This window comes from Stenotrophomonas sp. SrG, from assembly GCF_050031795.1.
Classification (GTDB): domain Bacteria; phylum Pseudomonadota; class Gammaproteobacteria; order Xanthomonadales; family Xanthomonadaceae; genus Stenotrophomonas; species Stenotrophomonas rhizophila_A.
In genome coordinates, this window is sequence record NZ_JBNBBE010000013.1 from 1 (window position 1) to 23664 (window position 23664).

Sequence of the window (23664 nt, forward strand, 5' to 3'; positions counted from 1 at the left end):
TGCCAAGGAAGACGTGGCAACCCGCGATGCCGAGATCCAGGAGCTGCGCAACCGCGTGGCCGAACTGGAGAAGCTCAAGCAACAGCAGGCCTCGCTGATTGCCATGAAAGACACGGACCTGGCCGCCGCGCAGCAGCGTCTGGGCGAAGCCCCGGCCACGCGCGAAGCGGGCAGTGGCGGCTGGGCCTGGCTGGGGCTGGCGGTGCTGCTGCTGATCGTGGCCGGTTGGGCCGTGGCGCGTCGGCGCAAGCCGTCGCCGCTGCCGCCGCTGCGCCGCGAGGGACTGGACGCATCCAGCCTGGCCGCTGCCGTTCCCGCCGCCGATTACGTGGACGAACTGGCGGCCCAGCAGGACGTGGCCGCTGACGAACCCGACCTGCGCGATGCGCCGGATTACGTGCTGGCCGAGCCGGATGTGCTCGACGCGGGGCGACGCGAGCCGGTGTTCACCCTGGAGCCGCAGCCGGGCCGCCCGGTGCACGACGTCGAGGAGACGGTTGCCCCCCCGGTGGTGCCGGCCGCACCGGTTGCCGCCGAAGACGTCGTCCCGCCGCATGCGCTCGAAGCGGCGGCGCAGCCGTCCTATCGAGGCGTGTTTGAATTCCCCGAGGACGCTGCTGTGGCGGCCGAAGCAACCGTGCCGGTCCAGCACGACCCGGCCCCGCTCGGTGCACCCGGTCGCGACCGCCTTGAGCTGGCCATCGCCTACCTCGACCTGGGCGATGCGGAAACCGCCCGCATCCTGCTGATGGAGGTTGCCCAGGCGGGCGACCCGCACAGCCAGCAGCAGGCGCACGAGCTGCTGTCGCGGCTCGGATGAGCCGCGTCGGCCGCCCTCCCGCATTTGAAGTGAAGTCCTGAACATGCGCTACGCATTGGGCGTGGAATACGACGGCAGCGAGTTCAAGGGCTGGCAGCAGCTCGGTGAGAGCGGCTGCCCCAGCGTGCAGGCCAGCCTGCAGGACGCCCTTTCATCGGTGGCCGCTGCGCCGATCCAGGTGGTCTGTGCCGGGCGCACCGATGCAGGCGTGCACGGCGAATGCCAGGTGGTGCACTTCGAGACCGATGTGGCGCGTGACCCGCGCGGCTGGACCCTGGGCACCACCACCCGGCTGCCACGCTCGATCGCGGTGCGCTGGTGCGTGCCGGTGGCCGACGACTTCCACGCCCGCTTCTCTGCCCGCGCCCGGCGGTACCGCTACCGGCTGCTCAACCGGCAGATCCGCCCGGCACTGCACCGGCAGACCCTCAGCTGGGAGCGCCGGCCGCTCGATGCCGCGCTGATGCACCAGGCAGGGCAGGCCCTGCTCGGCGAGAACGACTTCAGTGCCTTCCGCAGCGCCCAGTGCGAGGCGCTGCACGCCCGCCGCGAGCTGCAGGCGATCAGCGTGACCCGCCAGGGCGAGATCGTGGAGGTCTGCGTTCAGGCCAATGCATTCCTTCATCACATGGTGCGCAATATCGTCGGCTCATTGATCCTGATTGGCTGTGGGGAAAAGCCGGTGTCGTGGATGGCCGAGCTGCTGGCTGGCCAGGACCGCACCGTGGCCGGCCCGACCGCACCGCCGCAGGGCCTTGTATTCGTTGGCCCGTTGTACCCCGACAACTGGCACCTGCCCGCCGAGGTCACCCTATGAGCCGCTCCTTCTACCGCACCCGCATCAAGTTCTGCGGCATGACCCGCGCCGGCGACGTGCGCCTGGCCGGCGAACTAGGCGTAGATGCGGTGGGTTTCATCTTCGCCCGGGAAAGCAAGCGCCGCGTGGCCCCGGCCGAAGCCCGCGCCATGCGCCAGGCGATCGCGCCGATGGTCGACGTGGTCGCGCTGTTCCGCGACAACACCAAGGAAGAAGTGCGTGAAGTGCTGCGCACCGTGCGGCCGACTCTGCTGCAGTTCCACGGCGACGAAGACGAATCGTTCTGCCGCAGCTTCAACATGCCGTACCTGAAGGCGGTGGCGATGGGCGGCCGTGAAGAGGTCAATGCCCGCCAGCTGCAGCTGCGCTACCCCAGCGCGGCCGGCTTCCTGTTCGACAGCCACGCCCCGGGCGGCGGTGGCGGCACCGGCGTGGCCTTCGACTGGACCCGCCTGCCGACCGGCCTGCATCGCCCGTTCCTGCTGGCCGGCGGCATCACCCCGGACAACGTGTTCGACGCCATCGTGGCCACCCTGCCGTGGGGCGTGGACGTCTCCAGCGGTATTGAAAGCGAGCCGGGCATCAAGGACGGCTACAAGATGCGCAAGTTCGTCGAAGAAGTCCGCCGCGCGGACTGTCACGAGGCGGATTAACGCCGTAGCTTTTCGGCGAGCCATTCCGCCAACGATTCCACCCGCGCGTCCTGCGCACCGTCTGGCGTGGCCAGCACCCAGAAGCCACCGGTTGCGGCAAAACCCCACGGCGCCAGCAGGCGCCCGGCCGCCAGCTCATCGGCCACCAGTGGCTCCGGCGCGATCGCCACGCCGAGTCCTGCCACCGCCGCCTCCAGCAGGTAGTACAGGTGCTCGAACCCGGTGCCCAGCTGCAGCTGCGCCGGATCCAGCTGATGCGACAACGCCCAGTCCGGCCACGCCTGCGGGCGCGAGGTGGTGTGCAGCAGCGGTTCGCGCAGCAGTGCGTGCGGTGGCTGCTGGCGCAGGCGCACCGCAGCCGGATGCTGCGGGCTGACCACCACGCCGACCCGTTCCGGGGCCAGTTCGCGCACCTGCCAGCCACGAGGCCACGGCGGCTGCGCCAGCAGCAGCACCGCATCCAGCGCCTGCTGCTGTTCGGTGAAGCTGCCGTCCTGCGCCGACCAGTGCAGCGGCACCTGCGGCAGGTCGGCCTGCAGCGCGGGCAGGCGTGGAATCATCCACCGCGCCAGGATGCTGCCACTGCAGCCCAGGACCAGCGCCTCCGGCCGCTGCCGGCGCTGCAGGGTGTCCACCGCCTCGCGGATCTGGGTGAACGCCCCGGCGCAGGCAACCTGCAGCGCCTGGCCGGCGGTGGTCAGGCGCAGGCCGCGGCCGGCACGCTCGAACAGCGCCAGCCCCAGGTGCTCCTCGAGCAGCCGCAGTTGGCGGCTGATCGCCCCGTGGGTCACATGCAGCGCTTCTGCGGCGCGTGCCACGCCGCCCAGCCGGGCGGTGGCCTCGAAGCTGCGCAACGCGTTGAGGGGCGGCAACGGCGTCTGGCTCATGTGAGTTTTCCTGACGGGTCTGTGCAGATAATATCGATATTCCGGTCACCACATGTGCGCTAAATTGTCAGCCTGTCTCCAACGGCTGTCGCGTCATGTCCGTATCGCCTGTCCCCCCCATCACCGATTTCCACGCCTATCCGGACGCCAACGGCCACTTCGGCCGCTATGGCGGCAGTTTCGTTGCCGAAACGCTGATCGGGCCACTGCAGGAGCTGGCGGCGGCCTATGACGAAGCGCGCCGTGACCCCGCCTTCATCGCCGCCTACGACAAGGACCTGACCCACTACGTGGGCCGGCCCAGCCCGATCTACCACGCCGAGCGGCTGAGCCGGCAGGTCGGCGGCGCGCAGATCCTGCTCAAGCGCGAAGACCTGAACCACACCGGCGCGCACAAGATCAACAACACCATCGGCCAGGCCCTGCTGGCCGCGCGGATGGGCAAGAAGCGCATCATCGCCGAGACCGGTGCCGGCCAGCACGGCGTGGCCAGCGCCACCGTGGCCGCACGGCTGGGCCTGGAATGCGTGGTGTACATGGGTGCCACCGACATCGAGCGGCAGAAGATCAACGTCTACCGCATGAAGCTGCTGGGCGCGACGGTGGTGCCGGTCACATCGGGCTCGGCCACGCTCAAGGATGCGCTCAACGAAGCCATGCGCGACTGGGTCACCAACGTGCGCGATACCTTCTACATCATCGGCACCGTCGCCGGTCCAGATCCGTACCCGCGCATGGTGCGTGACTTCAACGCCATCGTCGGCCGCGAAGCACGCGCGCAGATGCTCACCGATTACGGCCGCCTGCCCGATGCGATCACTGCCTGCGTCGGCGGCGGCAGCAATGCCATCGGCCTGTTCCATGCCTTCCTCAACGATCGCGACGTGCGCATCGTCGGCGCCGAAGCGGCCGGTGACGGCATCGAGACCGGGCGCCACGCGGCCTCCATCGCGGCAGGCCGCCCGGGCGTGCTGCATGGCAACCGCACCTATGTGATCTGCGACGACGACGGCCAGATCATTGAAACCCACTCGGTCTCGGCCGGGCTGGATTACCCCGGCGTGGGCCCGGAACACGCGTTCCTGGCCGACGCCGGTCGCGCCGAATATGTGGGCATCACCGATGATGAAGCGCTGGCCGCGTTCCACCAGCTGGCGCACAGCGAAGGCATCCTGGCCGCGCTGGAATCCAGCCATGCCGTGGCCCAGGCGATCAAGATCGCGCGCGAGCTGCCCAGCGACAAGCTGGTGCTGTGCAACCTGTCCGGCCGTGGTGACAAGGATGTGCACACCATTGCCGCACGCGAGGGTCTGGTTCTGTGAATCAAGTGCTGCGCCAGGGACGTGCGCTGCTGATCGTGGTCGGTCTGGCCGGTTGCAAGCCGCCCGAGCCGCCGGTGCTGGCCCCTGCGGCGACGCCGGCGGCCATTGCGCCGGCCCGGCTGCCGGCGAGCAATGATGATGTGGCAGATCGCCCGTTCGAGGATGCACCGCAGGACGCACCGCCTGCGGACCAAGCCGATGCGCCGGCCGTGGTCTCGGTCGCGCTGGATCATGCCGGCGACGTGCTGATCGGCCAGCGTTTCAGCGAAGTCGAAGCGGACGGCGCATGGCATTCGGCCGGCCTGAGCGAAGGCGATGGTGCGCGCGCCTGTGAGTACTACGAGCGTGGCAGCCTGCCCGAAGGGGTGTCGATGATGGTCGATGATGGCCACGTGCAGCGCTTCGACCTCGACACCATCGACGGTTCCTACGAGGCGATTGTCCAGCCGGGGCCGTTCGGCCTGCGCCTGGGCATGTCGGTGGACGACGCGCTCAAACGCCTGCCCCCCGGCGGCACCCGCACACCGCATGCCTACGACCCGGACGTGGGTGAGTACCTGACCTGGCAGGACCCCGGTTCGGATCTGGCGATTCGGCTGGAGATCTTCGGCGGGGTGATATCGAAGCTGTACTGGGGCGCCAGTGGCGCCGTTGAATTGAAAGAAGGATGTGCCTGAGATGCCTGTTGCCCGTATCGACGCCTGTTTCGCCCGCCTGCGTGCCAGTCGCCGCAAGGCGCTGATTCCGTTCATCACCGCCGGCGATCCGGGCCTGGATGCGACCGTGCCGGTGATGCACGCGCTGGCCGCTGCCGGTGCGGACGTGATCGAACTCGGGGTGCCGTTCTCCGACCCGATGGCCGATGGCCCGACCATCCAGCGCAGCTCCGAACGCGCGCTGGCGCGCGGCGCTGGCCTGCGTTACGTGCTGGACACGGTGCAGGCGTTCCGGCGTGACGACACCACCACCCCGGTGGTGCTGATGGGGTATCTGAACCCGGTGGAGATCCACGGTACCGCGCGCTTTGCCGAGGCGGCGATCGCGGCGGGCGTGGACGGTGTGCTGCTGGTGGACCTGCCGCCGGAAGAGGCGGCCGAGACCCTGGAGATCTTCACCGCTGCCGGCCTGGCGCTGATCCTGCTGGCGTCGCCCACCACGGCGGACGCGCGGTTGGATCTGCTTTCGTCGATGGCCAGGGGTTACCTCTATTACGTAAGCTTTGCCGGTGTCACCGGTGCGTCGGAACGGCTCGACAGCAGCGCTGCCGGTACCCGCCTGCGTGACCTGCGCAGCCGCTCGACCGTGCCGGTGGTGGCAGGGTTCGGCATCAAGGACGCACAGAGCGCCGCCGCCATGGCCGTGGAGGCCGATGGCGTGGTGGTCGGCAGCGCGTTGGTGGCGGCCCTGGCCGAGACGGTCGATGCCGCCGGCGCTGCCCAGGTGGCGCGTAGCTTCCTGCAGCCCCTGCGCGCCGCGCTGGACGCCTGAGAAGGCCGCAACGTACGGCCCAGCATGGTTTTCACGCCGGGATAACCCCGCCGGCAGGGGTCCCGGCCGTGGAACGGGTGAGCTAGACTGTCCGCCTTTGCGGCCCTCGGGCCGCCCTGAACGGAAGTGTCATCCCGCATGAGTTGGCTCAGCAAGTTGATGCCGTCGGGCATCCGCACCGACAACGTCCCCAGCAAGAAGCGCAGCGTCCCCGAGGGCCTGTGGGAAAAGTGCAGCAGCTGCGGCAGCGCGCTTTACGGTCCTGAGCTGGAAGAGAACCTGGAAGTCTGCCCCAAGTGTGGCCACCACATGGCCATCCGCGCGCGGGCGCGTCTGGCGTCGTTGTTCGACGCTGACAGCACCACTGAAATCGCCGCGCGCCTGGGGCCGACCGACCTGCTCAAGTTCAAGGACCAGAAAAAGTACAGCGAGCGCATCAAGGCCTCGCAGAAGAACACCGGCGAATACGATGCACTGATCGCCATGCAGGGTCTGCTCAAGGGGCGGCCGCTGGTGGCCTCGGCCTTCGATTTCGCCTTCATGGGCGGCTCGATGGGCTCGGTGGTCGGCGAGCGCTTCTCGCTGGCCGCGGAAAAGGCGCTGGAAATCGGCGCCCCCTACGTGTGCTTCTCCGCCAGTGGCGGTGCGCGCATGCAGGAAGGCCTGTTCTCGCTGATGCAGATGGCCAAGACCTCGGCGGCGCTCGGTCGCCTGCGCGCGGCAGGGCTGCCGTACATTTCGGTGCTGACCCATCCCACCACCGGTGGCGTGTCGGCATCGTTCGCGATGCTGGGCGACATCAACATCGCCGAGCCGCAGGCGCTGATCGGCTTCGCCGGCCCGCGCGTGATCGAGCAGACGGTGCGCGAGAAGCTGCCGGAAGGTTTCCAGCGCTCGGAGTTCCTGCTCGAGCACGGCGCCATCGACCAGATCTGCGACCGCCGCGAGATGCGTGACCGCCTGTCCGACCTGCTGGCCATGCTGGGCCGCCAGCCCGCCCCGGACGCTGCTGCCTGATGGGCGCGCGCAGGTATTTCGGCACCGACGGCATCCGCGGTCGGGTCGGGCAGGGCGTCATCTCGGCGGACTTCGTGCTGCGCCTGGGCAATGCGCTGGGCCGCGTGCTGACCGAGCGTAACGGTCACCGGCCGGTGGTGGTGATCGGCAAGGACACGCGCATTTCGGGCTACATGTTCGAAGCGGCGCTGGAAGCCGGGCTGGTCGCGGCCGGGGCCGACGTGCAGCTGCTCGGGCCGATGCCGACCCCGGCGGTCGCGTTCCTGACCCGTACGCTGGGCGCAGACGCCGGCATCGTGATCAGTGCCTCGCACAACCCGCATTACGACAACGGCATCAAGTTCTTCTCCGCCGATGGCGAGAAGCTCGACGACGCAACGGAGCTGGCGCTGGAAGCGGCGCTGGATACCGAGTTCACCACGGCCGATTCGGATCGGCTGGGCAAGGCCGCGCGCGGTCGTGATGCAGTGGGCCGCTACATCGAGTTCTGCAAGGCCAGCGTGCCGCGCGGGTTTGACCTGCGCGGGTTGAAGATCGTGCTGGACTGCGCGCACGGCGCCACGTACCACATCGCGCCGCTGCTGTTCCGGGAGCTGGGTGCGGAAGTGGTGGCCATCGGTGCCGAGCCGAACGGGGTCAACATCAACGATGGCGTCGGTTCGATGCACATCGACAACCTGGCAGCCAAGGTGCGTGAGGTGGGTGCAGACCTGGGCATCGCGTTCGATGGTGACGGTGACCGCGTGTTGATGGCCGATGACCAGGGCAACCCGGTCGACGGGGACGACCTGCTGTATGTGCTGGCCCCGTCGTGGCAGCGCAGCGGGCGCCTGCGCGGTCCGGTGGTGGGCACGCTGATGACGAACTTCGGGCTGGAGCAGGCGCTTGAACGCCTGGGCCTGCCGTTCCAGCGCAGCAACGTGGGCGACCGCTATGTGCACCAAGCGCTGGTGGAAGGTGGCGGGGTGCTCGGTGGTGAAGCGTCGGGGCACCTGCTATGCCTGGATCGCGCTACCACGGGCGATGCGATCGTCAGTGCGCTGCAGGTGCTGGAAGTGCTGCGTCGCGAAGGCAAGAGCCTGCGCGAATCGCTGGTCGGGCTGACCCGGGTACCGCAGAAGACGGTCAACGTGCGCCTGGCGGGTGTTTCTGCAAAGGTGATCGTGCAGTCCGAAGGCGTGCAGTCGGCACTTGCCGCTGCGCAGCAGGCGGTCAAGGGCCGCGGCCGCGCGTTCCTGCGCCCCTCCGGCACCGAGCCGGTGGTGCGCGTCACGGTTGAAGCAGATACCGCCGAGCTGATGCAGGCCACACTGGACAGCCTGTCCGGCGCGGTGAAAGCAGCAGCCGCAGCGTAATGAAAAACCCGGCTTCGGCCGGGTTTTTTTGCGTTACGGTCCCGGCACCATTTTCTTCTGCCTGGCCTTGAACCGGTTGAACACCGGCGCGATCAATGGGTGGTAACTCCACGCGATGCGCTTGCGCAGCCAGCTGGCGGGGCGGTTGCGGATGGCGAAACGGTAGATGTGTTCCGGATCGCCGCCGACCACGTTGCGGCCGAACGGGTGGGTGGTGTGCAGGTAGCGGAAGCCCTGCGCGCGTGCGATGGGCAGGTAGTCCTCGTCGAAATCGCCGTAGGGCCAGCACAGCGTGTCGGACACTTCGCCGAGCTGTTCCTGCAGCACGCCGCGCGCCATTTCCAGGTCGCGGGTGATGCCTTCGCGTTTCTGTTCGCGGCTGATGTCCTGCTTCATCCAGCGCGTGTGGGTGTGGGTGTGGCAGTGCACTTCGAAGGTGCCGGCGTCGATCATGGCGCGCGCTTCGCTCCAGCGCATCATCACGTCGTCGTGGCGGTTCTCGCGCAGGATCGCCGCCTCACAGCCGCGGTGGTCGGGCGTGCTGGGCAGTGCCGCACCGGGCTGGCCGGCGTGCGGCCGTACGGGGCCTTCGCCCATCCAGCCGGTGACCACGAACACCACGGCGTGCATGCCGTATTTCTGCAGGATGGGGTGCGCGTACACCCAGTTGTCGAGGTAACCGTCATCGAAGGTGATCACGATGGACTTCCGTGGGACGGGCTTGCCGGCCAGGAAGCCGGCGTACTGATCGAGCGTGAGCGAGGTCCAGCCGTTGCCGGCCAGCCAGGCGATCTGGCTCTCAAAGTTCTCCGGCGACACCGTGATCATGCCCGGCGAGGGCGACACGTGGTGGTGCATCAGCACCGGCACGGTTTTAGCGTTTGCCATGGCCCAGTTCCTTCAACCACTGGTGGTAGTAGTGTTCGGTGGCTTCAGTGTGCCCGGTCGGGGTGAAGCGGTGCGCGCTGCGCATCCAGTCCCACCCGGCCTGGCCCATCTGCCGGCGGCGCTCCGGCTGCTCGACCAGGGTCTGCAGCGCGCGGGTGAGCGCGGCCTGGTCGCCGAGCGGGGCGAGCAGGGCATTGCTGCCTTCCACCAGCATCTCCGGCACGCCGCCGACCCGGGTGGCCACGATCGGCACGCCGACGTAGGCGGCCTCGAGGAATACCGTGCCGGCGGCCTCCTTGTGGGTGGCCAGGGCAAAGATGTCGAAGCCGGTCATCAACCGGCAGGCGCCGTGGCGGTAGCCGAGCAGGTGGACCTGCGCGGCGATGCCGAGCGTTTCGCGCAGCGCCTTCAGTTGATCCAGCACAGGCTGGCCGTCGCCCACGATCACCAGCTGCAGGTTCGGCTGCTGGCGGCACAGCGGGGCCATGGCGCGCAGCAGGTCGGCGTGGCCCTTGGCTTCGCGCAGCACCGCGACGCAGCCAACGACGATCTGGTCATCGGTGAAGCCAAGTTCGCGGCGAACCTCGGCACGGGTTTCCTGCAGGCACTGCCAGGCATCATCGCTGTGCACCTGCGACCACTGCGGTGGCACGGCGATGGGCGGAACGATGCCGATGTGGCCGTCGGCCACGCCGCGGTGGACCAGCAGCTGCTTCACGAAGCTGCTCACGGTCAGCACCCGGTGCGGCAGGCCGGTGTAAGTGAGCAGGGAGTTGACCGGGCTCATCAGGTGCCGTGAGCGCACCACCAGCGGCGCGCCGGCCAGGCGCGCACCGGCGGCGGCAATGAGTGCGTCGCGGCGGCTGGTGGTGTTGACCACGTCATAGGTGTGCCGGCGCACCAGCCGTTTCACCGACCAGATGCCGCGCAGCAACCGCAGCAGCCCACCCATCTTCAGCGCATGCACGGTGAAGCCCGCTTCGCGCGCCACTTCGCCCAGGCGTGCACCGGGCTGGCACAGCAGCGACACGTCGTGGCCGCGCTCGCGCATGGCCAGCATGTGCCGGTAGATGTAGATCTCCTGGCCGCCGAATCCCTTGGCGGCTTCCGTGTGCAGGATTTTAAGGGGCTTGTTCATCATGAACGTTCCAGGGGTCTGGATAATCAACGTCATTGCTTGCGGAAGTGGGTCAACGCGTTCCAGGCAGTCCGCACTGCTGCCGGGTCCGGCGGCTGGTCGTGCAGGGGCAGGTAGTGGGCGTCCAGGGTGGTGGCGTTGCCGAACTTGTCGAACACGTAGGTGCGGTCGCCTTCACGGATGCCGCGCTGCGACCAGCTTTCCACCAGCAGGGGGCGCGCCGGGCGGGTGGCGTCGAACAGGTCCTGGCCGGTGCTGAAATCGGCCAGCGCGTTCTCGCAGCCCAGCCCGTGACGCATCAGGGTCGGCACCCAGTCTTCATGGCTGCTGGCGGCGTCGTGCCGTGCCGGGTCACGCCCGGGCCAGTGCAGCACGAACGGCACCTGCATCTGGTAGTCGGAGAAGTTGCCGTTGTGGCCCCAGTAGTTCAGGCCCAGGTCGTTGAATTCTTCGGCGTGGTCGCCGGTGACCAGCACGATGGTGTTGTCGGCCTGGCCACTCTCGCGAAGGGTCGCCAGCAGCTGGCCGATCAAGGCATCGGTGTAATGCACGGCGGTGCGATAGCGGTTGCGCTCGGGCGTGGCGTCGTGCTCGTCGTCGAAGGCAAGGAAGTTCACTTCCGTGGCCATCGGCGTGGCCAGCGCAGGGTAGGCCTCCGGCAGGTGGTACGGCGCGTGGGTGCTGTCCAGGAACACCATGCCGAACCAGTGGCCGCCGCCGGACTGGCGGATGTCCGCACCGAGCGCATCGACGATGTGCTGGTCTCGCGCGGCGACCGCCAACGACGACGGCGCGGTATGCAGCTGGTTGCGTACCTGGGCGAACACGGTGCGGTCGAATTCGGGGCTGTACAGCGGTGCACTGCCGTACAGGTGCAGGTCGTAGCCCTGTTGCTGCAGCACCTCGAACAGGATCGAGCCGCGCTGTTCGCTGAGCATGCTGGACCAGTAGCCGCCGGGCAGGCCGTAGAGCAGGCCGAACAGGCCATAACGGGTGGCATTGCCGCTGCTGTAGTGGCGGTCGAACACCTCCGATTGCTGCGCCAGCGCCCAGGTGTTGGGCATGGTGGTGGCATCCAGCGCGTCGTGCCGCAGCGATTCGAGTACCACCACCAGCACATTGGGTTGGGTGTGGCTCTGGCAGCGTAGCGGCTGCAGCGGGTACTGCAGCTGGCTGTGGCGCGGGTCGGGCAGGTTGGCCTGCGGCAGGCTGCGTACGCCAAGGCGGTGCATGTGGCGCTTGGCGGTGATCGGCTGCGCCCACGGCAGGTAGGCCCACTGGCCGGTCACGGCACGCTCGCCCAGGGCGTCGTAATAGGCCGTGGCGATCTGGCCGGTAGCCATCAGCGCCAGTCCGGCGGCCCAGGCCAACAGCACCGGGCGGCGCCGGGCGCGGTCGGGCACCAGTTTCCAGCAGGCCCAGGCCAGCAGGACTTCGGCGGTGGCCACGGCCGCCAGCACGCCCAGCGACTGCAGCCAGCTCTGCCAGGACAGGGCCACCTGGTCCTGCAGCGCGCCCCCGAACACCATGTTCATCACCATGGCATTGAGGTGGAAGCGGTACAGCGCGAAGACCTTTGCATCCACCAGCAGCATGCACAGCCACAGGCCCTGCAGCAGCACGGCGCTGACCACCAGCGGCCGCGGCGAGCGCGGCCACAGCCCCACGGCCAGTGGCAGCAGCGACACCAGGCTGCCGAAGGCAAGGAAATGACCCGGAAGGGCGAGGGCCAGATAGCCCAGCCCCAATGCGCCACCGGGGTTGTCCTGCAGGGGCGTGTTGCCCAAGGCGATGGCAATGGCCACGCAGGCGTTGATGGCGGTGAACAGGCTCAGCCAACCCAGTCGCGTCCAGCGCGTGGGTGCGGGCAAAGGGGAGGCGGGGCGCGATACGTCCATGCAGGGTCGGTCAGATAGGGTGAATCGGAAGACGTGGCGGCGGCGTCCTGTGCCGCCCGGCCGCGTCGACGCGGTGGGCGGGCGCATTGTATCGGTTTGTATCAACCTATCGGCGGCGTCGATTGTCCGATCTGGCACAATGTTCAGCCGGGCCACAGGCGTGGCCCCGCATACCCACCACGAACAAGCCAGGAATCGCTGTGAGCCAGATCCCCACCCTCGACATCACCCGTTTCGACAGTGACCGCGATGCCTTCGTCGCCGAGCTGGGGGCGGCCTACCGTGAATGGGGTTTCGCGGGCATCCGCAACCACGGCATCCCGCAGGCGGACATCGACGCGGCCTACGACATATTCAAAGCCTTCTTCGCGCTGCCGGAAGCCACCAAGCTGCAGTACCACCTGCCGGGCACCGGCGGTGCGCGTGGCTACACGCCGTTCGGCGTGGAAACGGCGAAGGGCTCCAAGCACTTCGACCTGAAGGAGTTCTGGCATATCGGCCGTGAGATCCCGGACGACTCGAAGTACCGTGACGTGATGGCCCCCAACCTGTGGCCGACCGAGGTCCCGGGCTTCAAGGAGAAGGGCTACGGGCTGTACCAGGAACTGGACAAGCTGGGCTCGCGCGTGCTGTCGGCCCTGGCGCTGCACATCGGCCTGCCGATCGACTTCTTCGCGGACAAGACCAACAACGGCAATTCGATCCTGCGCCCGATCCACTACCCGCCGATCACCGCCGACGACATCCCGAACGTGCGCGCGGGCGCGCATGGCGACATCAACTTCATCACGCTGCTGGTGGGCGCCAGCGCGGCCGGCCTGGAAGTGCAGTCGCACGAGGGCAAGTGGGTGCCGTTCACCTCGGACGCGGACACCATCGTGGTCAACATCGGCGACATGCTGCAGCGCCTGACCAACCACGTGTACCCGTCCACGATCCACCGCGTGGTCAACCCCCCGGGCGAGCAGGCGCGCCAGCCGCGTTACTCGGTGCCGTTCTTCCTGCACCCCAACCCGGACTTCCTGATCGACGTGCTGCCGACCTGCATCACCCCGAAAAACCCGAGCCGCTACCCGGAGCCGATCACCGCGCATGGCTTCCTCGAAGAGCGACTGCGTGAGATCAAGCTGAAGTGATCGGGAAAGGCCACCATCAGGTGGCCTTTTCTATTAGTGGCTTGTTTCATACGCGAACAGCCTGGCTATTGGTTGCTACCGGCCCTCGCCCCCGAAGGTGGGTCGATGCCGGACGGAAACAGCGCCACGACCAACGGTCGTGGCCTACCAATGGGTGATCGATCATTCCGGTAGGTGCCGACCGTTGGTCGGTACGCCTTACCGCTCTAATGCGTGCGCGCCGACCATGCGTGGGCGGGGTCGGGGCGGGTGGGGTGTAGGGACTGTCAAAAACATGGATGTTTTTGCCAAGCCCCCATGGATGGGTTCACGGCGTGTCCCGTAACCCCACCCGGCCCGGCCCCGCAACCCATAGGAGCCGGTAACCTAGATCTGCTCTGGCTCTCGCTCCTGCAATATCCATTTGAAATGTAAGCGTTTTCGGGAAACGCGCATTCGTTACATCCGGTATCATTGCCGGCTGATACCCAAAGGAGCCCCGCCATGCGCCGCAAGATCGTCGCCGGTAACTGGAAGCTGCACGGCAGCCGTCAATTCGCGACCGACCTGGTCAGCGATATCGTCGCCAGCCTGCCGAAGGGTGGGGTAGAGGTCGTCATCCTGCCGCCGCTGCCGTACCTCGGCGAGCTGGTCGAGGCCTTCGAGGGCCGTGCCGTCGCTTTTGGCTCACAGGACGTCAGCTCCAACGAAAAGGGCGCCTACACCGGCGAAGTCTGCGCCGCCATGCTGGCCGACGTCGGTGCCCGCTATGGGCTGGTCGGCCATTCCGAGCGCCGCCAGTACCACAATGAAAGCAGCGAGCTGGTGGCCCGCAAGTTCGCCGCCGCCGTGCATGCCGGCCTGGTGCCGGTGCTGTGCGTGGGCGAAACCCTGGAGCAGCGTGAGGCTGGCCAGACCGAAGACGTCATCGCCAGCCAGCTGGCGCCCGTGCTGGAGCTGGTTGGCCCGGCCGGGTTCCAGCATGCCGTGGTGGCCTATGAGCCGGTCTGGGCCATTGGCACCGGCCGCACCGCCACCAAGGAGCAGGCCCAGCAGGTCCACGCGTTCATCCGTGGCGAAGTAGCCAAGCTCGATGCTAGAATTGCCGATTCGTTGCCCATCCTGTACGGCGGCAGCGTGAAGCCCGACAACGCAGCGGAACTGTTCGCGCAGCCCGATGTCGATGGTGGGCTGGTGGGCGGCGCCTCGCTGGTGGCCGCGGATTTCCTGGCCATCGCCCATGCGGCGGCCGCTATTTGACATGCCCGAGGGCGGATTCGAAATGCTGATGTTGATCCTCAATGTGGTCTACGTGCTGGTCGCGGTGTCCATGATCGCGCTCATCCTGATGCAGCGTGGTTCCGGCGCGGCCGCAGGCTCGGGTTTCGGTGCCGGCGCTTCGGGCACGGTGTTCGGCGCGCGCGGCGCGTCCAACTTCCTGTCCAAGTCGACCAAGTGGCTGGCCGTGGTGTTCTTCGGCATCAGCCTGTTCATGGCCTGGTACGCCAGCCATGGCGCGCGCCCCGCGGTCCAGCAGGACCTCGGCGTGATGTCTGCCCCGGTTGCGCCCAGCGCCCCGGCGGTCCCCGCAGGTGAGCTGCCGGCCGTGCCGAAGGCCCCGGAAGCCGCTGTCCAGCAGCCGGTTCCGCAGGCTACTGTGCCGGCTCAGGCGGAAACGCCGAAATCGGGTGAAGAAAAGCCTTCGGAAGGCTCCCAGACTCCCTGAAGACGGTTACAATATGCGGCGCGTTGGGGGATTCGATTGGAACTCCCGGCGCGATACGTAAGCCCAGGTGGCGGAATTGGTAGACGCACTACCTTGAGGTGGTAGCGACTTAGGTCGTAGGGGTTCGAGTCCCCTCTTGGGCACCATTTTGTTTGTAAGCGGATACGTCTGGCGCGCAAAGCGCCAGTAGCGTTTTCCGTCCACTCCCCCATGCCAAGACGCCTGCAGGCGTGGCGGCAGAGGCAAGAGAGAATCGCTGTGCTGGCCGAATATTTGCCGTCTCTGCTGTTTCTGATTGTTGCCACCGGTATCGGCGTTGCGCTGATGCTGGTCGGCCGGTTCCTCGGTCCCCGGCGTCCCGATCTGAAAAAGCTCTCGCCGTACGAATGCGGCTTCGAGGCTTTCGAGGACGCGCGCATGAAGTTCGATGTGCGCTACTACCTGATCGCCATCCAGTTCATCGTATTTGACTTGGAAATCATCTTCATCGTGCCGTGGACCCAGGTCTTCATGGAGCTGGGCGCACGTTCGCTGGTCACGATGGGCCTGTTCGTGGGCATGCTTTTCCTCGGTTTCATTTACGTCTGGAAGAAGGGAGCGCTGGAATGGGAGTAATTCAGACTCTCGATGGCCTGATGAACAACCCGGTCCCGGAAGGGCGGGTCGATGACATCCTGCGCCCCGAAGGCGACAACCCGCTGCTCGAGAAGGGCTATGTGACCACCAGCGTCGACGCGCTGTTGAACTGGGCACGTACCGGCTCGATGTGGCCCATGACCTTCGGTCTGGCCTGCTGCGCGGTTGAAATGATGCATGCCGGTGCCGCGCGCCTGGACCTTGACCGCTACGGCGTGGTGTTCCGCCCGTCGCCGCGCCAGTCCGACGTGATGATCGTGGCCGGTACCCTGGTCAACAAGATGGCCCCGGCCCTGCGCAAGGTCTACGACCAGATGCCGGACCCGAAGTGGGTCATCTCCATGGGCAGCTGCGCCAACGGTGGCGGCTACTACCACTACTCGTATGCAGTGGTGCGTGGTTGCGACCGCGTGGTGCCGGTGGACGTGTACGTCCCCGGTTGTCCGCCTACCGCCGAAGCGCTGGTGTACGGGATCCTGCAGCTGCAGAAGAAGATCTGGCGTACGCAGACCATCGCCCGCTGACATTCCTCCTGACAAGAGCACGCCAAGCCCCCATGGCAGAGCAAGCATCCTTCATCGACCGACTTTCCGCACGTTTCGCTGGTGCGCAGGTCTTCGTGGTCGAACCCCGCGGCGAAGTGACGCTGGAAGTGCCCGCCGCTGACTGGCATGCCACCGCTCTGGCGCTGCGCGACGAATTCGGTTTCGAGCAGGCCGTTGACCTGTGCGGCCTGGACTACCTCGGCTACGGCAGCGACGAGTGGGACACCTCCGATGTCTCCTCGCAGGGCTTCAGCCGTGGCGTCGAGGGCAAGTCCGTCGGCCGTTTCGCCTGGGGCGAGTTCCCCACCCGCGAAACCAGCGATGGCGCCCAGCCGCAGCCGGTGCCGCTGCAGCGCTACGCCGTGGTCGCCCAGCTGCGTTCCTACCAGCACAACCTCACCATGCGCATCCGCTGCTTTGCGCCGAACGAGGAACTGCCGGTGGTTGCCTCGCTGACCAGCGTGTGGCCGGGCCTGAACTGGTTCGAGCGCGAAGCGTTCGACCTGTTCGGCGTGATCTTCGAAGGCCACCCCGACCTGCGCCGCATCCTGACCGACTACGGCTTCGTGGGGCATCCGTTCCGCAAGGACTTCCCGCTGATCGGCAACGTCGAAGTCCGCTACGACGAAGAAAAGAAGCGCGTTGTCTATGAGCCGGTCACCTCGGTCGAGCCGCGTGTCGGCGTGCCGCGCGTGATCCGTGACGACGCCCGTTTCCAGACCGCTGCCGGCGAAAGCGCGCAGACGGAGGCAAGCAAGTGAGCCAGATCCACCAAGCCCACCAGGCGTTTGCGAGCAACCCGGCCGAACTGCGCCAGGAAATCCGCAACTACACCATGAACTTCGGTCCCCAGCATCCGGCCGCGCACGGTGTGCTGCGCCTGATCCTGGAAATGGACGGCGAAACCATCATGCGCGCCGACCCGCACGTCGGCCTGCTGCACCGTGGTACGGAAAAGCTGGCCGAATCCAAGCCGTTCAACCAGTCCATCGGTTACATGGACCGCCTGGATTACGTGTCCATGATGTGCAACGAGCACGCCTACGTGCGCGCCATCGAAACCCTGATGGGGATCGAAGCGCCCGAGCGTGCCCAGTACATCCGCACCATGTTCGATGAAATCACCCGCATCCTGAACCACCTGATGTGGCTGGGTTCCAACGCGCTCGACCTGGGCGCGATGGCGGTGATGCTGTACGCCTTCCGCGAACGCGAAGAGCTGATGGACTGCTACGAAGCGGTCAGCGGCGCGCGCATGCACGCGGCGTACTACCGTCCGGGCGGCGTCTACCGCGACCTGCCGGACCAGATGCCCAAGTACAAGGAATCGCGCTGGCACAAGGGCAAGGCCCTGAAGAACCTCAACGCCTCGCGCGAAGGTTCGCTGCTGGACTTCCTGGAAAACTTCACGGTCGAGTTCCCCGACCGCGTCGACGAATACGAAACCCTGCTCACCGACAACCGTATCTGGAAGCAGCGTACGGTCGGCATCGGCGTGGTCAGCCCGGAACTGGCGCATGCCTGGGGCATGACCGGCGTGATGCTGCGTGGCTCGGGCGTGGCCTGGGACCTGCGCAAGAAGCAGCCGTACGCCAAGTACGATGCCGTGGATTTCGACATCCCGCTGGGCAAGGAAGGCGACTGCTACGACCGTTACCTGGTCCGCGTGGCCGAGATGCGCGAATCCAACCGCATCATCAAGCAGTGCGTGCAGTGGCTGCGTGCCAACCCCGGCCCGGTCATGGTCAAGAACTTCAAGGTCGCCCCGCCCAGCCGCGAGGACATGAAGGACGACATGGAAGCGCTGATCCATCACTTCAAGCTGTTCAGTGAAGGCTACTGCGTCCCGGCCGGCGAAACCTACGCCGCGGTTGAAGCGCCCAAGGGCGAGTTCGGCTGCTACCTGATGTCCGATGGCGCCAACAAGCCGTTCCGCGTGCACCTGCGCGCGCCGGGCTTCGCCCATCTGTCCTCGATCGACTCGGTCGTGCGCGGGCACATGCTCGCCGACGTGGTGGCCATGATCGGCACCTACGACCTGGTGTTCGGCGAGGTGGACCGGTAATGGCCACCGCATGCACGATGCCTGACACCCGCCGGCTGCTGCCGGCGCTGCAGGTTCTGGTTTTTAACGATTTGGTATTCGCTGAGGTCGGCCGATGAAGGCGACGGGTAATTTCGAGGCGGCGCGTGACGTCGACCCGATGGTGGTGTTGAGCGACAAGACGCGCGCGCACATCGATCACTGGCTGTCCAAGTTCCCGCCGGACCGCAAGCGTTCGGCGGTGCTGCAGGGCCTGCACGCCGCCCAGGAACAGAACGCCGGTTGGTTGACCGACGAGCTGATCGCCGGCGTGGCCAAGTACCTGGACCTGCCGCCGGTGTGGGCCTACGAAGTGGCCAGTTTCTACTCGATGTTCGAGCTGGAAAAGGTCGGCCGCCACAACGTCGCCTTCTGCACCAACATCAGCTGCTGGTTGAACGGCGCCGAAGACCTGGTCGCGCATGCCGAGAAGAAGCTCGGCTGTAAGACCGGCCAGTCCACCGCCGATGGCCGCATCTACCTCAAGCGTGAAGAAGAATGCCTGGCCGGTTGCGCCGGTGCGCCGATGATGGTCATCAACGGCCATTACCACGAGCGCCTGACCGTCGAGAAAGTCGACGAGCTGCTGGACGGGTTGGAGTAAGACATGGCACATCATCACGCACCCCAGGGCCCGGTCGGTCCCGCACCGCTGCCGCACCAGGTGGTCTACACCACCTTGCACTACGACACCCCGTGGTCGTACGAGAACTACCTCAAGACCGGTGGCTATGCCGCCCTGCGCAAGATCCTCGAAGAGAAGATCTCGCCGGAGCAGGTCATCGAGATGGTCAAGCAGTCGAACCTGCGCGGCCGCGGTGGCGCCGGCTTCCCGACCGGCCTGAAGTGGTCCTTCATGCCCAAGGGCACCATGCAGAAGTACATCCTGTGCAACTCGGACGAATCCGAGCCGGGTACCTGCAAGGACCGCGACATCCTGCGTTACAACCCGCATTCGGTGGTGGAAGGCATGGCAATCGCCTGCTACGCCACCGGCAGCACCGTGGGCTACAACTACCTGCGTGGTGAATTCCACCACGAGCCGTTCGAGAACTTCGAACAGGCCCTGGCCGACGCGTATGCGAACGGCTGGCTGGGCAAGGACATCCTCGGCAGCGGCGTGGACATCGACATCTATGGCGCGCTCGGCGCCGGTGCCTACATCTGCGGCGAAGAAACCGCGCTGATGGAGTCGCTGGAAGGCAAGAAGGGCCAGCCGCGCTACAAGCCGCCGTTCCCGGCCAACTTTGGCCTGTACGGCAAGCCGTCGACGATCAACAACACCGAGACCTATGCCTCGGTGCCGGCGATCATCCGCAACGGCCCGGAGTGGTTCCAGGGCCTGAGCCTGACCAAGAACGGCGGCCCGAAGATCTTCTCGGTCTCCGGTTGCGTGCAGCAGGGCGGCAACTTCGAAGTGCCGCTGGGCACCACCTTCGACGAGCTGCTGGAAATGGCCGGCGGCCTCAAGCCGGGCCGCACCCTCAAGGGCGCGGTGCCGGGCGGCGTCTCGATGCCGGTGCTGAAGGCCGAAGAGCTCAAGGGCCTGCAGATGGACTACGACACCCTGCGTGCCCTGGGCACCGGCCTGGGGTCGGGTGCCATCGTGGTGCTCGACGACAGCGTGTGCTGCGTCAAGTTCGCCTGCCGCATCAGCCAGTTCTTCCACAAGGAATCCTGTGGCCAGTGCACCCCGTGCCGTGAAGGCACCGGCTGGATGCACCGCGTGCTCGAGCGCATCGTCGCCGGCAAGGCCACCATGGAAGACCTGCACCAGTTGAAGGCAGTGGCCGGCCAGATCGAAGGCCACACCATCTGCGCGTTCGGTGAAGCGGCGGCATGGCCCATCCAAGGCTTCCTGCGCCAGTTCTGGGACGAATTCGAGTACTACATCGTCAACGGTCATTCGATGGTTGACGGCAAGAAGGTGGAGGCAGCCGCCGCATGAGCGCGCAACCCAACAATCCTGGTGGCACCCCGGCGATCGTGCCGGAAGGGCATGTGACCGTCGAGATCGACGGCCAGTCCCTGGTCGTGCCCAAGGGCTCGATGATCATCCAGGCCGCCGACAAAGCGGGCATTTCGATCCCGCGCTTCTGCTACCACGAGAAGCTGCCGATCGCGGCCAACTGCCGCATGTGCCTGGTCGACGTTGAAAAGTCGCCCAAGCCTGCGCCGGCCTGCGCCACCCCGGTGATGGATGGCATGAAGGTCGCCACCCGTAGCGAAAAGGCCCTGAAGTTCCAGCGTTCGGTGATGGAGTTCCTGCTCATCAACCACCCGCTGGACTGCCCGATCTGCGACCAGGGCGGCGAGTGCGAGCTGCAGGACGTCTCGCTCGGCTACGGCCGTTCGGTGAGCCGCTTCAACGAGCGCAAGCGCGTGGTGCCCGACGAGGACATCGGTCCGCTGGTCGCCACCGAAATGACCCGCTGCATCCAGTGCACCCGCTGCGTCCGCTTCACCGCCGATGTTGCCGGTACCTATGAACTGGGTGGCATGTACCGCGGTGAGAACCTGCAGATCGGCACCTACGACGGCAAGCCGCTGACCACCGAGCTGTCCGGCAACGTCGTCGACGTGTGCCCGGTCGGCGCGCTGACCAACAAGGTGTTCCAGTTCCGCGCCCGTCCGTGGGAACTGACCGCGCGCGAATCGCTGGGTTACCACGACGCGATGGGCTCGAACCTGTTCCTGCACGTGCGCCGCGGCGAAGTGCTGCGTTCGGTGCCGCGCGACAACGAACTGGTCAACGAATGCTGGCTGTCCGACCGCGACCGTTATTCGCACCAGGGCCTGTACAGCGCCGACCGCGCCGTCAAGCCGCTGCGCAAGGTCAACGGCGAATGGCAGGAAGTGAGCTGGGCTGAAGGCCTGGCCGCTGCCCGCGAGATCCTGTCGGCCAACAAGGGCGACGACCTCGGCGTGCTGGTGCACCCGTCGGCCTCGAACGAGGAGGGCGCCCTGCTGGCCCGTCTCGCCAGCGGCCTGGGTACCGGCAACATCGACCACCGCATCAACAACCGCGACTTCTCCGACGCCGCCACTGCCGAGATCTTCGGCCTGTCGCTGGCCGAGATCGAAGGCGCCGACAGCATCGTCGTGCTCGGCAGCAACATCCGCCACGAGCTGCCGCTGCTGCACGCCCGCCTGCGCAAGGCGCAGACCACGCGCAACGCGAAGATCCACGTGATCAACCCGGTCGATTTCGATTTCGCCTTCAAGCTGGCCGGCAAGCAGATCGTGGCCCCGTCGAAGTTCGTCGAGGCCCTGGGCAACGCCGACCTGCGCCAGGCCGTGACCGGCACCGCCGTGCTGATCGTCGGTGGCATCGCCGAAAACCACCCGCAGGCTGCCGCGATCCGCGCTGCCGCGCGTGATTTCGCCGCCGCCACCGGTGCCAAGCTGTGCCGCATCCCGCAGGGCGCCAATGCCGTGGGCCTGTCCCGCGCCGGCGTGCTGCCGGCCGGCAAGGACGTCAACGCCATGCTGGCCCAGCCGCGCAAGGCCTATGCCCTGTACGGCATCGAGCCGGGCCTGGACTTCGCCGATACCGCCGCCGCCCGCAAGGCGCTGGCCGGTGCCCAGGTGGTGGCGTTCAGCCAGTTCGCCTGCGCCTCGACCCGCGATGTCGCCGATGTGATCCTGCCGATTGGCGCGCTGCCGGAAATCGACGCCACCCTGACCAACCTCGATGGTCGCGAGCAGTCGGCCCGTGCCGGCGGCAAGCTGCCGGGCGAGGCCCGTGAAGGCTGGCGCGTGCTGCGCGCACTGGGCGGCGAACTGGCCCTGGCCGGTTTCGAGTTCACCGACCTGGCCGGCCTGCGTGCCAGCCTGGCTCCGGCCAGCGTCTCCGTGTCCACCTCGGCGGCAACGCCGGTGACCGGCGACGGCCTGGAAGTGGCGTCCACCGCTGCGATCTACCGCACCGATGCAGTGGTCCGCCGCGCCCAGGCGCTGCAGTCGCACCCGCTCAACGCCGCGCCGCGCATCGTGCTCAATGCCGATGACGCCGCGCGCCTGCAGCTGGTCGAAGGGCAGATGGCCAAGGTCGGCACCGATGCCGGTCGCGCCACGCTGCCGGTGGTGGTCGACGCCCGCGTCGCCGCGGGCTCGGTCTGGATTGAATCGGGCCACGGTGCAACCGCACCGCTGGGTGCCGCACGCGTAACGGTGGTGGCTGCATGAACGAATTGCTGTTGAACGCGGTCGACCCGCTCCACCAATGGCTCCTGGGCCTGGGTGAGATTGGCGCGCTGCTCTGGATCGTGCTGAAGATCCTGGTGATCGCCATGCCGGTGATCATCGCGGTGGCATTCTTCGTGGTCTGGGAACGCAAGCTGATCGGCTGGATGCACGTCCGCCACGGCCCGATGTACGTGGGCATGGGCATCTTCCAGGCCTTCGCCGACGTCTTCAAGCTGCTGTTCAAGGAGATCATCCAGCCGGCGAGCTCGCACAAGGCGATGTTCGTGCTGGCGCCGCTGATCACCCTGGCACCGGCCTTCGCGGCCTGGTCGGTGGTGCCCTTCGATGCACAGGTGGTGCTGTCCAACGCCAACGCCGGCCTGCTGTACCTGCTGGCGATGACCTCGCTGGGCGTGTACGGCATCATCCTGGCCGGTTGGGCGTCCAACTCCAAGTACGCCTTCCTGGGTGCCATGCGCGCCTCGGCGCAGATGATCAGTTACGAAATCGCCATGGGCTTTGCCCTGGTCGGCGTGATGATCGCGGCCGGCAGCCTGAACCTGAGCAACATCGTGATGGCGCAGGCCGGCAACTCCGGCTTCTTCGACTGGTTCCTGATTCCGCTGTTCCCGCTGTTCATCGTGTACTGGGTTTCCGGCGTTGCCGAAACCAACCGCGCGCCGTTCGACGTGGTGGAAGGTGAATCGGAAATCGTCGCCGGCCACATGGTCGAGTACTCCGGTGGTGCGTTCGCGCTGTTCTTCCTGGCCGAATACGCCAACATGATCCTGATCAGCTTCCTGATCTCGATCTTCTTCCTCGGCGGTTGGCTGAGCCCGTTCCAGGGCTGGATCACGGCGGACATCTCGCCGTGGATCGACTGGATCTGGAAGGGCGGTGCCCCGTGGCTGCTGTTGAAGGTGTTCTTCTTCGCCAGCGCCTACATCTGGTTCCGTGCCAGCTTCCCGCGTTTCCGTTATGACCAGATCATGCGCCTGGGCTGGAAGGTCTTCATCCCGCTCACCATCGCGTGGATTGCGGTAACGGCTGTGATGGTGTTCTACGGCGTGATCCAGAAGGGCGTCTAA

Annotated in this window: 23 protein-coding genes and 1 tRNA gene; 20 read left to right on the forward strand and 4 right to left on the reverse strand. The window is 66.8% G+C overall.

The annotated features are described in order from the left end of the window. The 3 genes from ACQG3P_RS13025 to ACQG3P_RS13035 all read left to right on the forward strand — a co-directional run. Positions 1–820: FimV/HubP family polar landmark protein (locus tag ACQG3P_RS13025; protein ID WP_426805291.1), on the forward strand; the 820-nt coding region annotated here is incomplete at its 5' end. Positions 821–863: 43 nt separating this feature from the next. After that, positions 864–1637, forward strand: a complete 774-nt coding sequence (gene truA / locus ACQG3P_RS13030) for a tRNA pseudouridine(38-40) synthase TruA (RefSeq protein ID WP_068853450.1) — start codon at positions 864–866, stop codon at positions 1635–1637. After that, on the forward strand, positions 1634–2290 hold the full coding sequence (locus ACQG3P_RS13035; RefSeq protein WP_068853448.1) for a phosphoribosylanthranilate isomerase: 657 nt from the start codon (positions 1634–1636) through the stop codon (positions 2288–2290). Before truA ends, ACQG3P_RS13035 begins: the two co-directional genes overlap by 4 nt. Here ACQG3P_RS13035 and ACQG3P_RS13040 read toward each other — a convergent pair. Further along, positions 2287–3177, reverse strand: coding sequence for a LysR family transcriptional regulator (locus ACQG3P_RS13040; protein ID WP_426805292.1), 891 nt, complete (start codon positions 3175–3177; stop codon positions 2287–2289). The genes ACQG3P_RS13035 and ACQG3P_RS13040 overlap by 4 nt on opposite strands. A gap of 95 nt (positions 3178–3272) precedes the next feature. Between ACQG3P_RS13040 and trpB the strand changes: the two genes are divergently transcribed. The 5 genes from trpB (at position 3273) to glmM (ending at position 8359) form a co-directional block, all read left to right on the forward strand. Then, positions 3273–4499: a tryptophan synthase subunit beta gene (gene trpB, locus ACQG3P_RS13045; RefSeq protein ID WP_068853434.1), complete on the forward strand. Its 1227-nt coding sequence runs from the start codon at positions 3273–3275 to the stop codon at positions 4497–4499. Then, positions 4496–5176, forward strand: a complete 681-nt coding sequence (locus ACQG3P_RS13050) for a hypothetical protein (RefSeq protein ID WP_426805293.1) — start codon at positions 4496–4498, stop codon at positions 5174–5176. The genes trpB and ACQG3P_RS13050 overlap by 4 nt, the downstream gene beginning before the upstream one ends. A 1-nt stretch (position 5177) precedes the next feature. After that, entirely contained in the window at positions 5178–5987 is an 810-nt protein-coding gene (gene trpA, locus ACQG3P_RS13055) for a tryptophan synthase subunit alpha (RefSeq protein ID WP_426805294.1), read from the forward strand. A 138-nt stretch (positions 5988–6125) separates the two neighbouring features. Next, positions 6126–7004: an acetyl-CoA carboxylase, carboxyltransferase subunit beta gene (gene accD / locus ACQG3P_RS13060; protein WP_068853426.1), complete on the forward strand. Its 879-nt coding sequence runs from the start codon at positions 6126–6128 to the stop codon at positions 7002–7004. After that, on the forward strand, positions 7004–8359 hold the full coding sequence (glmM, locus tag ACQG3P_RS13065) for a phosphoglucosamine mutase (RefSeq protein WP_184126527.1): 1356 nt from the start codon (positions 7004–7006) through the stop codon (positions 8357–8359). The genes accD and glmM overlap by 1 nt, the downstream gene beginning before the upstream one ends. A gap of 33 nt (positions 8360–8392) precedes the next feature. Here glmM and ACQG3P_RS13070 read toward each other — a convergent pair whose 3' ends face one another. Genes ACQG3P_RS13070 through ACQG3P_RS13080 form a run of 3 tightly spaced genes read right to left on the reverse strand, consistent with a single transcriptional unit; the run spans position 8393 to position 12283 of the window. Further along, a complete protein-coding gene (locus ACQG3P_RS13070; protein ID WP_426805295.1) occupies positions 8393–9247 on the reverse strand; it encodes a polysaccharide deacetylase family protein in 855 nt (284 codons plus the stop codon). Continuing rightward, positions 9234–10385, reverse strand: a complete 1152-nt coding sequence (locus ACQG3P_RS13075) for a glycosyltransferase family 4 protein (RefSeq protein ID WP_426805296.1) — start codon at positions 10383–10385, stop codon at positions 9234–9236. The genes ACQG3P_RS13070 and ACQG3P_RS13075 overlap by 14 nt, the downstream gene beginning before the upstream one ends. A 32-nt stretch (positions 10386–10417) precedes the next feature. Beyond that, positions 10418–12283, reverse strand: a complete 1866-nt coding sequence (locus tag ACQG3P_RS13080; protein WP_426805297.1) for a DUF3413 domain-containing protein — start codon at positions 12281–12283, stop codon at positions 10418–10420. A gap of 200 nt (positions 12284–12483) precedes the next feature. Between ACQG3P_RS13080 and ACQG3P_RS13085 the strand changes: the two genes are divergently transcribed. From ACQG3P_RS13085 to nuoH, 12 genes are all read left to right on the forward strand, one after another. Beyond that, positions 12484–13419, forward strand: a complete 936-nt coding sequence (locus ACQG3P_RS13085) for an isopenicillin N synthase family dioxygenase (RefSeq protein WP_426805298.1) — start codon at positions 12484–12486, stop codon at positions 13417–13419. Positions 13420–13902: 483 nt separating this feature from the next. Continuing rightward, positions 13903–14658, forward strand: a complete 756-nt coding sequence (gene tpiA / locus ACQG3P_RS13090) for a triose-phosphate isomerase (protein WP_217537233.1) — start codon at positions 13903–13905, stop codon at positions 14656–14658. A 22-nt stretch (positions 14659–14680) separates the two neighbouring features. Beyond that, positions 14681–15124, forward strand: a complete 444-nt coding sequence (secG, locus tag ACQG3P_RS13095; RefSeq protein ID WP_095363552.1) for a preprotein translocase subunit SecG — start codon at positions 14681–14683, stop codon at positions 15122–15124. Between the two features lie 61 nt (positions 15125–15185). After that, a tRNA-Leu gene (locus tag ACQG3P_RS13100) sits at positions 15186–15270 on the forward strand. Between the two features lie 112 nt (positions 15271–15382). After that, positions 15383–15739 carry an NADH-quinone oxidoreductase subunit A gene (locus ACQG3P_RS13105; RefSeq protein ID WP_026069699.1) on the forward strand — a complete coding sequence of 119 codons (357 nt, stop codon included), beginning with the start codon at positions 15383–15385 and terminating at the stop codon, positions 15737–15739. Continuing rightward, positions 15730–16284: a NuoB/complex I 20 kDa subunit family protein gene (locus ACQG3P_RS13110; RefSeq protein ID WP_017354657.1), complete on the forward strand. Its 555-nt coding sequence runs from the start codon at positions 15730–15732 to the stop codon at positions 16282–16284. Before ACQG3P_RS13105 ends, ACQG3P_RS13110 begins: the two co-directional genes overlap by 10 nt. A 32-nt stretch (positions 16285–16316) precedes the next feature. After that, on the forward strand, positions 16317–17066 hold the full coding sequence (locus ACQG3P_RS13115; protein ID WP_068853414.1) for an NADH-quinone oxidoreductase subunit C: 750 nt from the start codon (positions 16317–16319) through the stop codon (positions 17064–17066). After that, a complete protein-coding gene (locus ACQG3P_RS13120) occupies positions 17063–18370 on the forward strand; it encodes an NADH-quinone oxidoreductase subunit D (RefSeq protein ID WP_210130755.1) in 1308 nt (435 codons plus the stop codon). The genes ACQG3P_RS13115 and ACQG3P_RS13120 overlap by 4 nt, the downstream gene beginning before the upstream one ends. Before the next feature lie 94 nt (positions 18371–18464). Then, positions 18465–18992, forward strand: coding sequence for an NADH-quinone oxidoreductase subunit NuoE (gene nuoE / locus ACQG3P_RS13125; protein WP_070207226.1), 528 nt, complete (start codon positions 18465–18467; stop codon positions 18990–18992). 3 nt (positions 18993–18995) lie between these two features. Continuing rightward, positions 18996–20336: an NADH-quinone oxidoreductase subunit NuoF gene (nuoF, locus tag ACQG3P_RS13130; protein ID WP_068853410.1), complete on the forward strand. Its 1341-nt coding sequence runs from the start codon at positions 18996–18998 to the stop codon at positions 20334–20336. Then, positions 20333–22576: an NADH-quinone oxidoreductase subunit NuoG gene (gene nuoG, locus ACQG3P_RS13135; protein ID WP_426805299.1), complete on the forward strand. Its 2244-nt coding sequence runs from the start codon at positions 20333–20335 to the stop codon at positions 22574–22576. Before nuoF ends, nuoG begins: the two co-directional genes overlap by 4 nt. Then, positions 22573–23664, forward strand: coding sequence for an NADH-quinone oxidoreductase subunit NuoH (gene nuoH, locus ACQG3P_RS13140; protein WP_093532776.1), 1092 nt, complete (start codon positions 22573–22575; stop codon positions 23662–23664). The genes nuoG and nuoH overlap by 4 nt, the downstream gene beginning before the upstream one ends.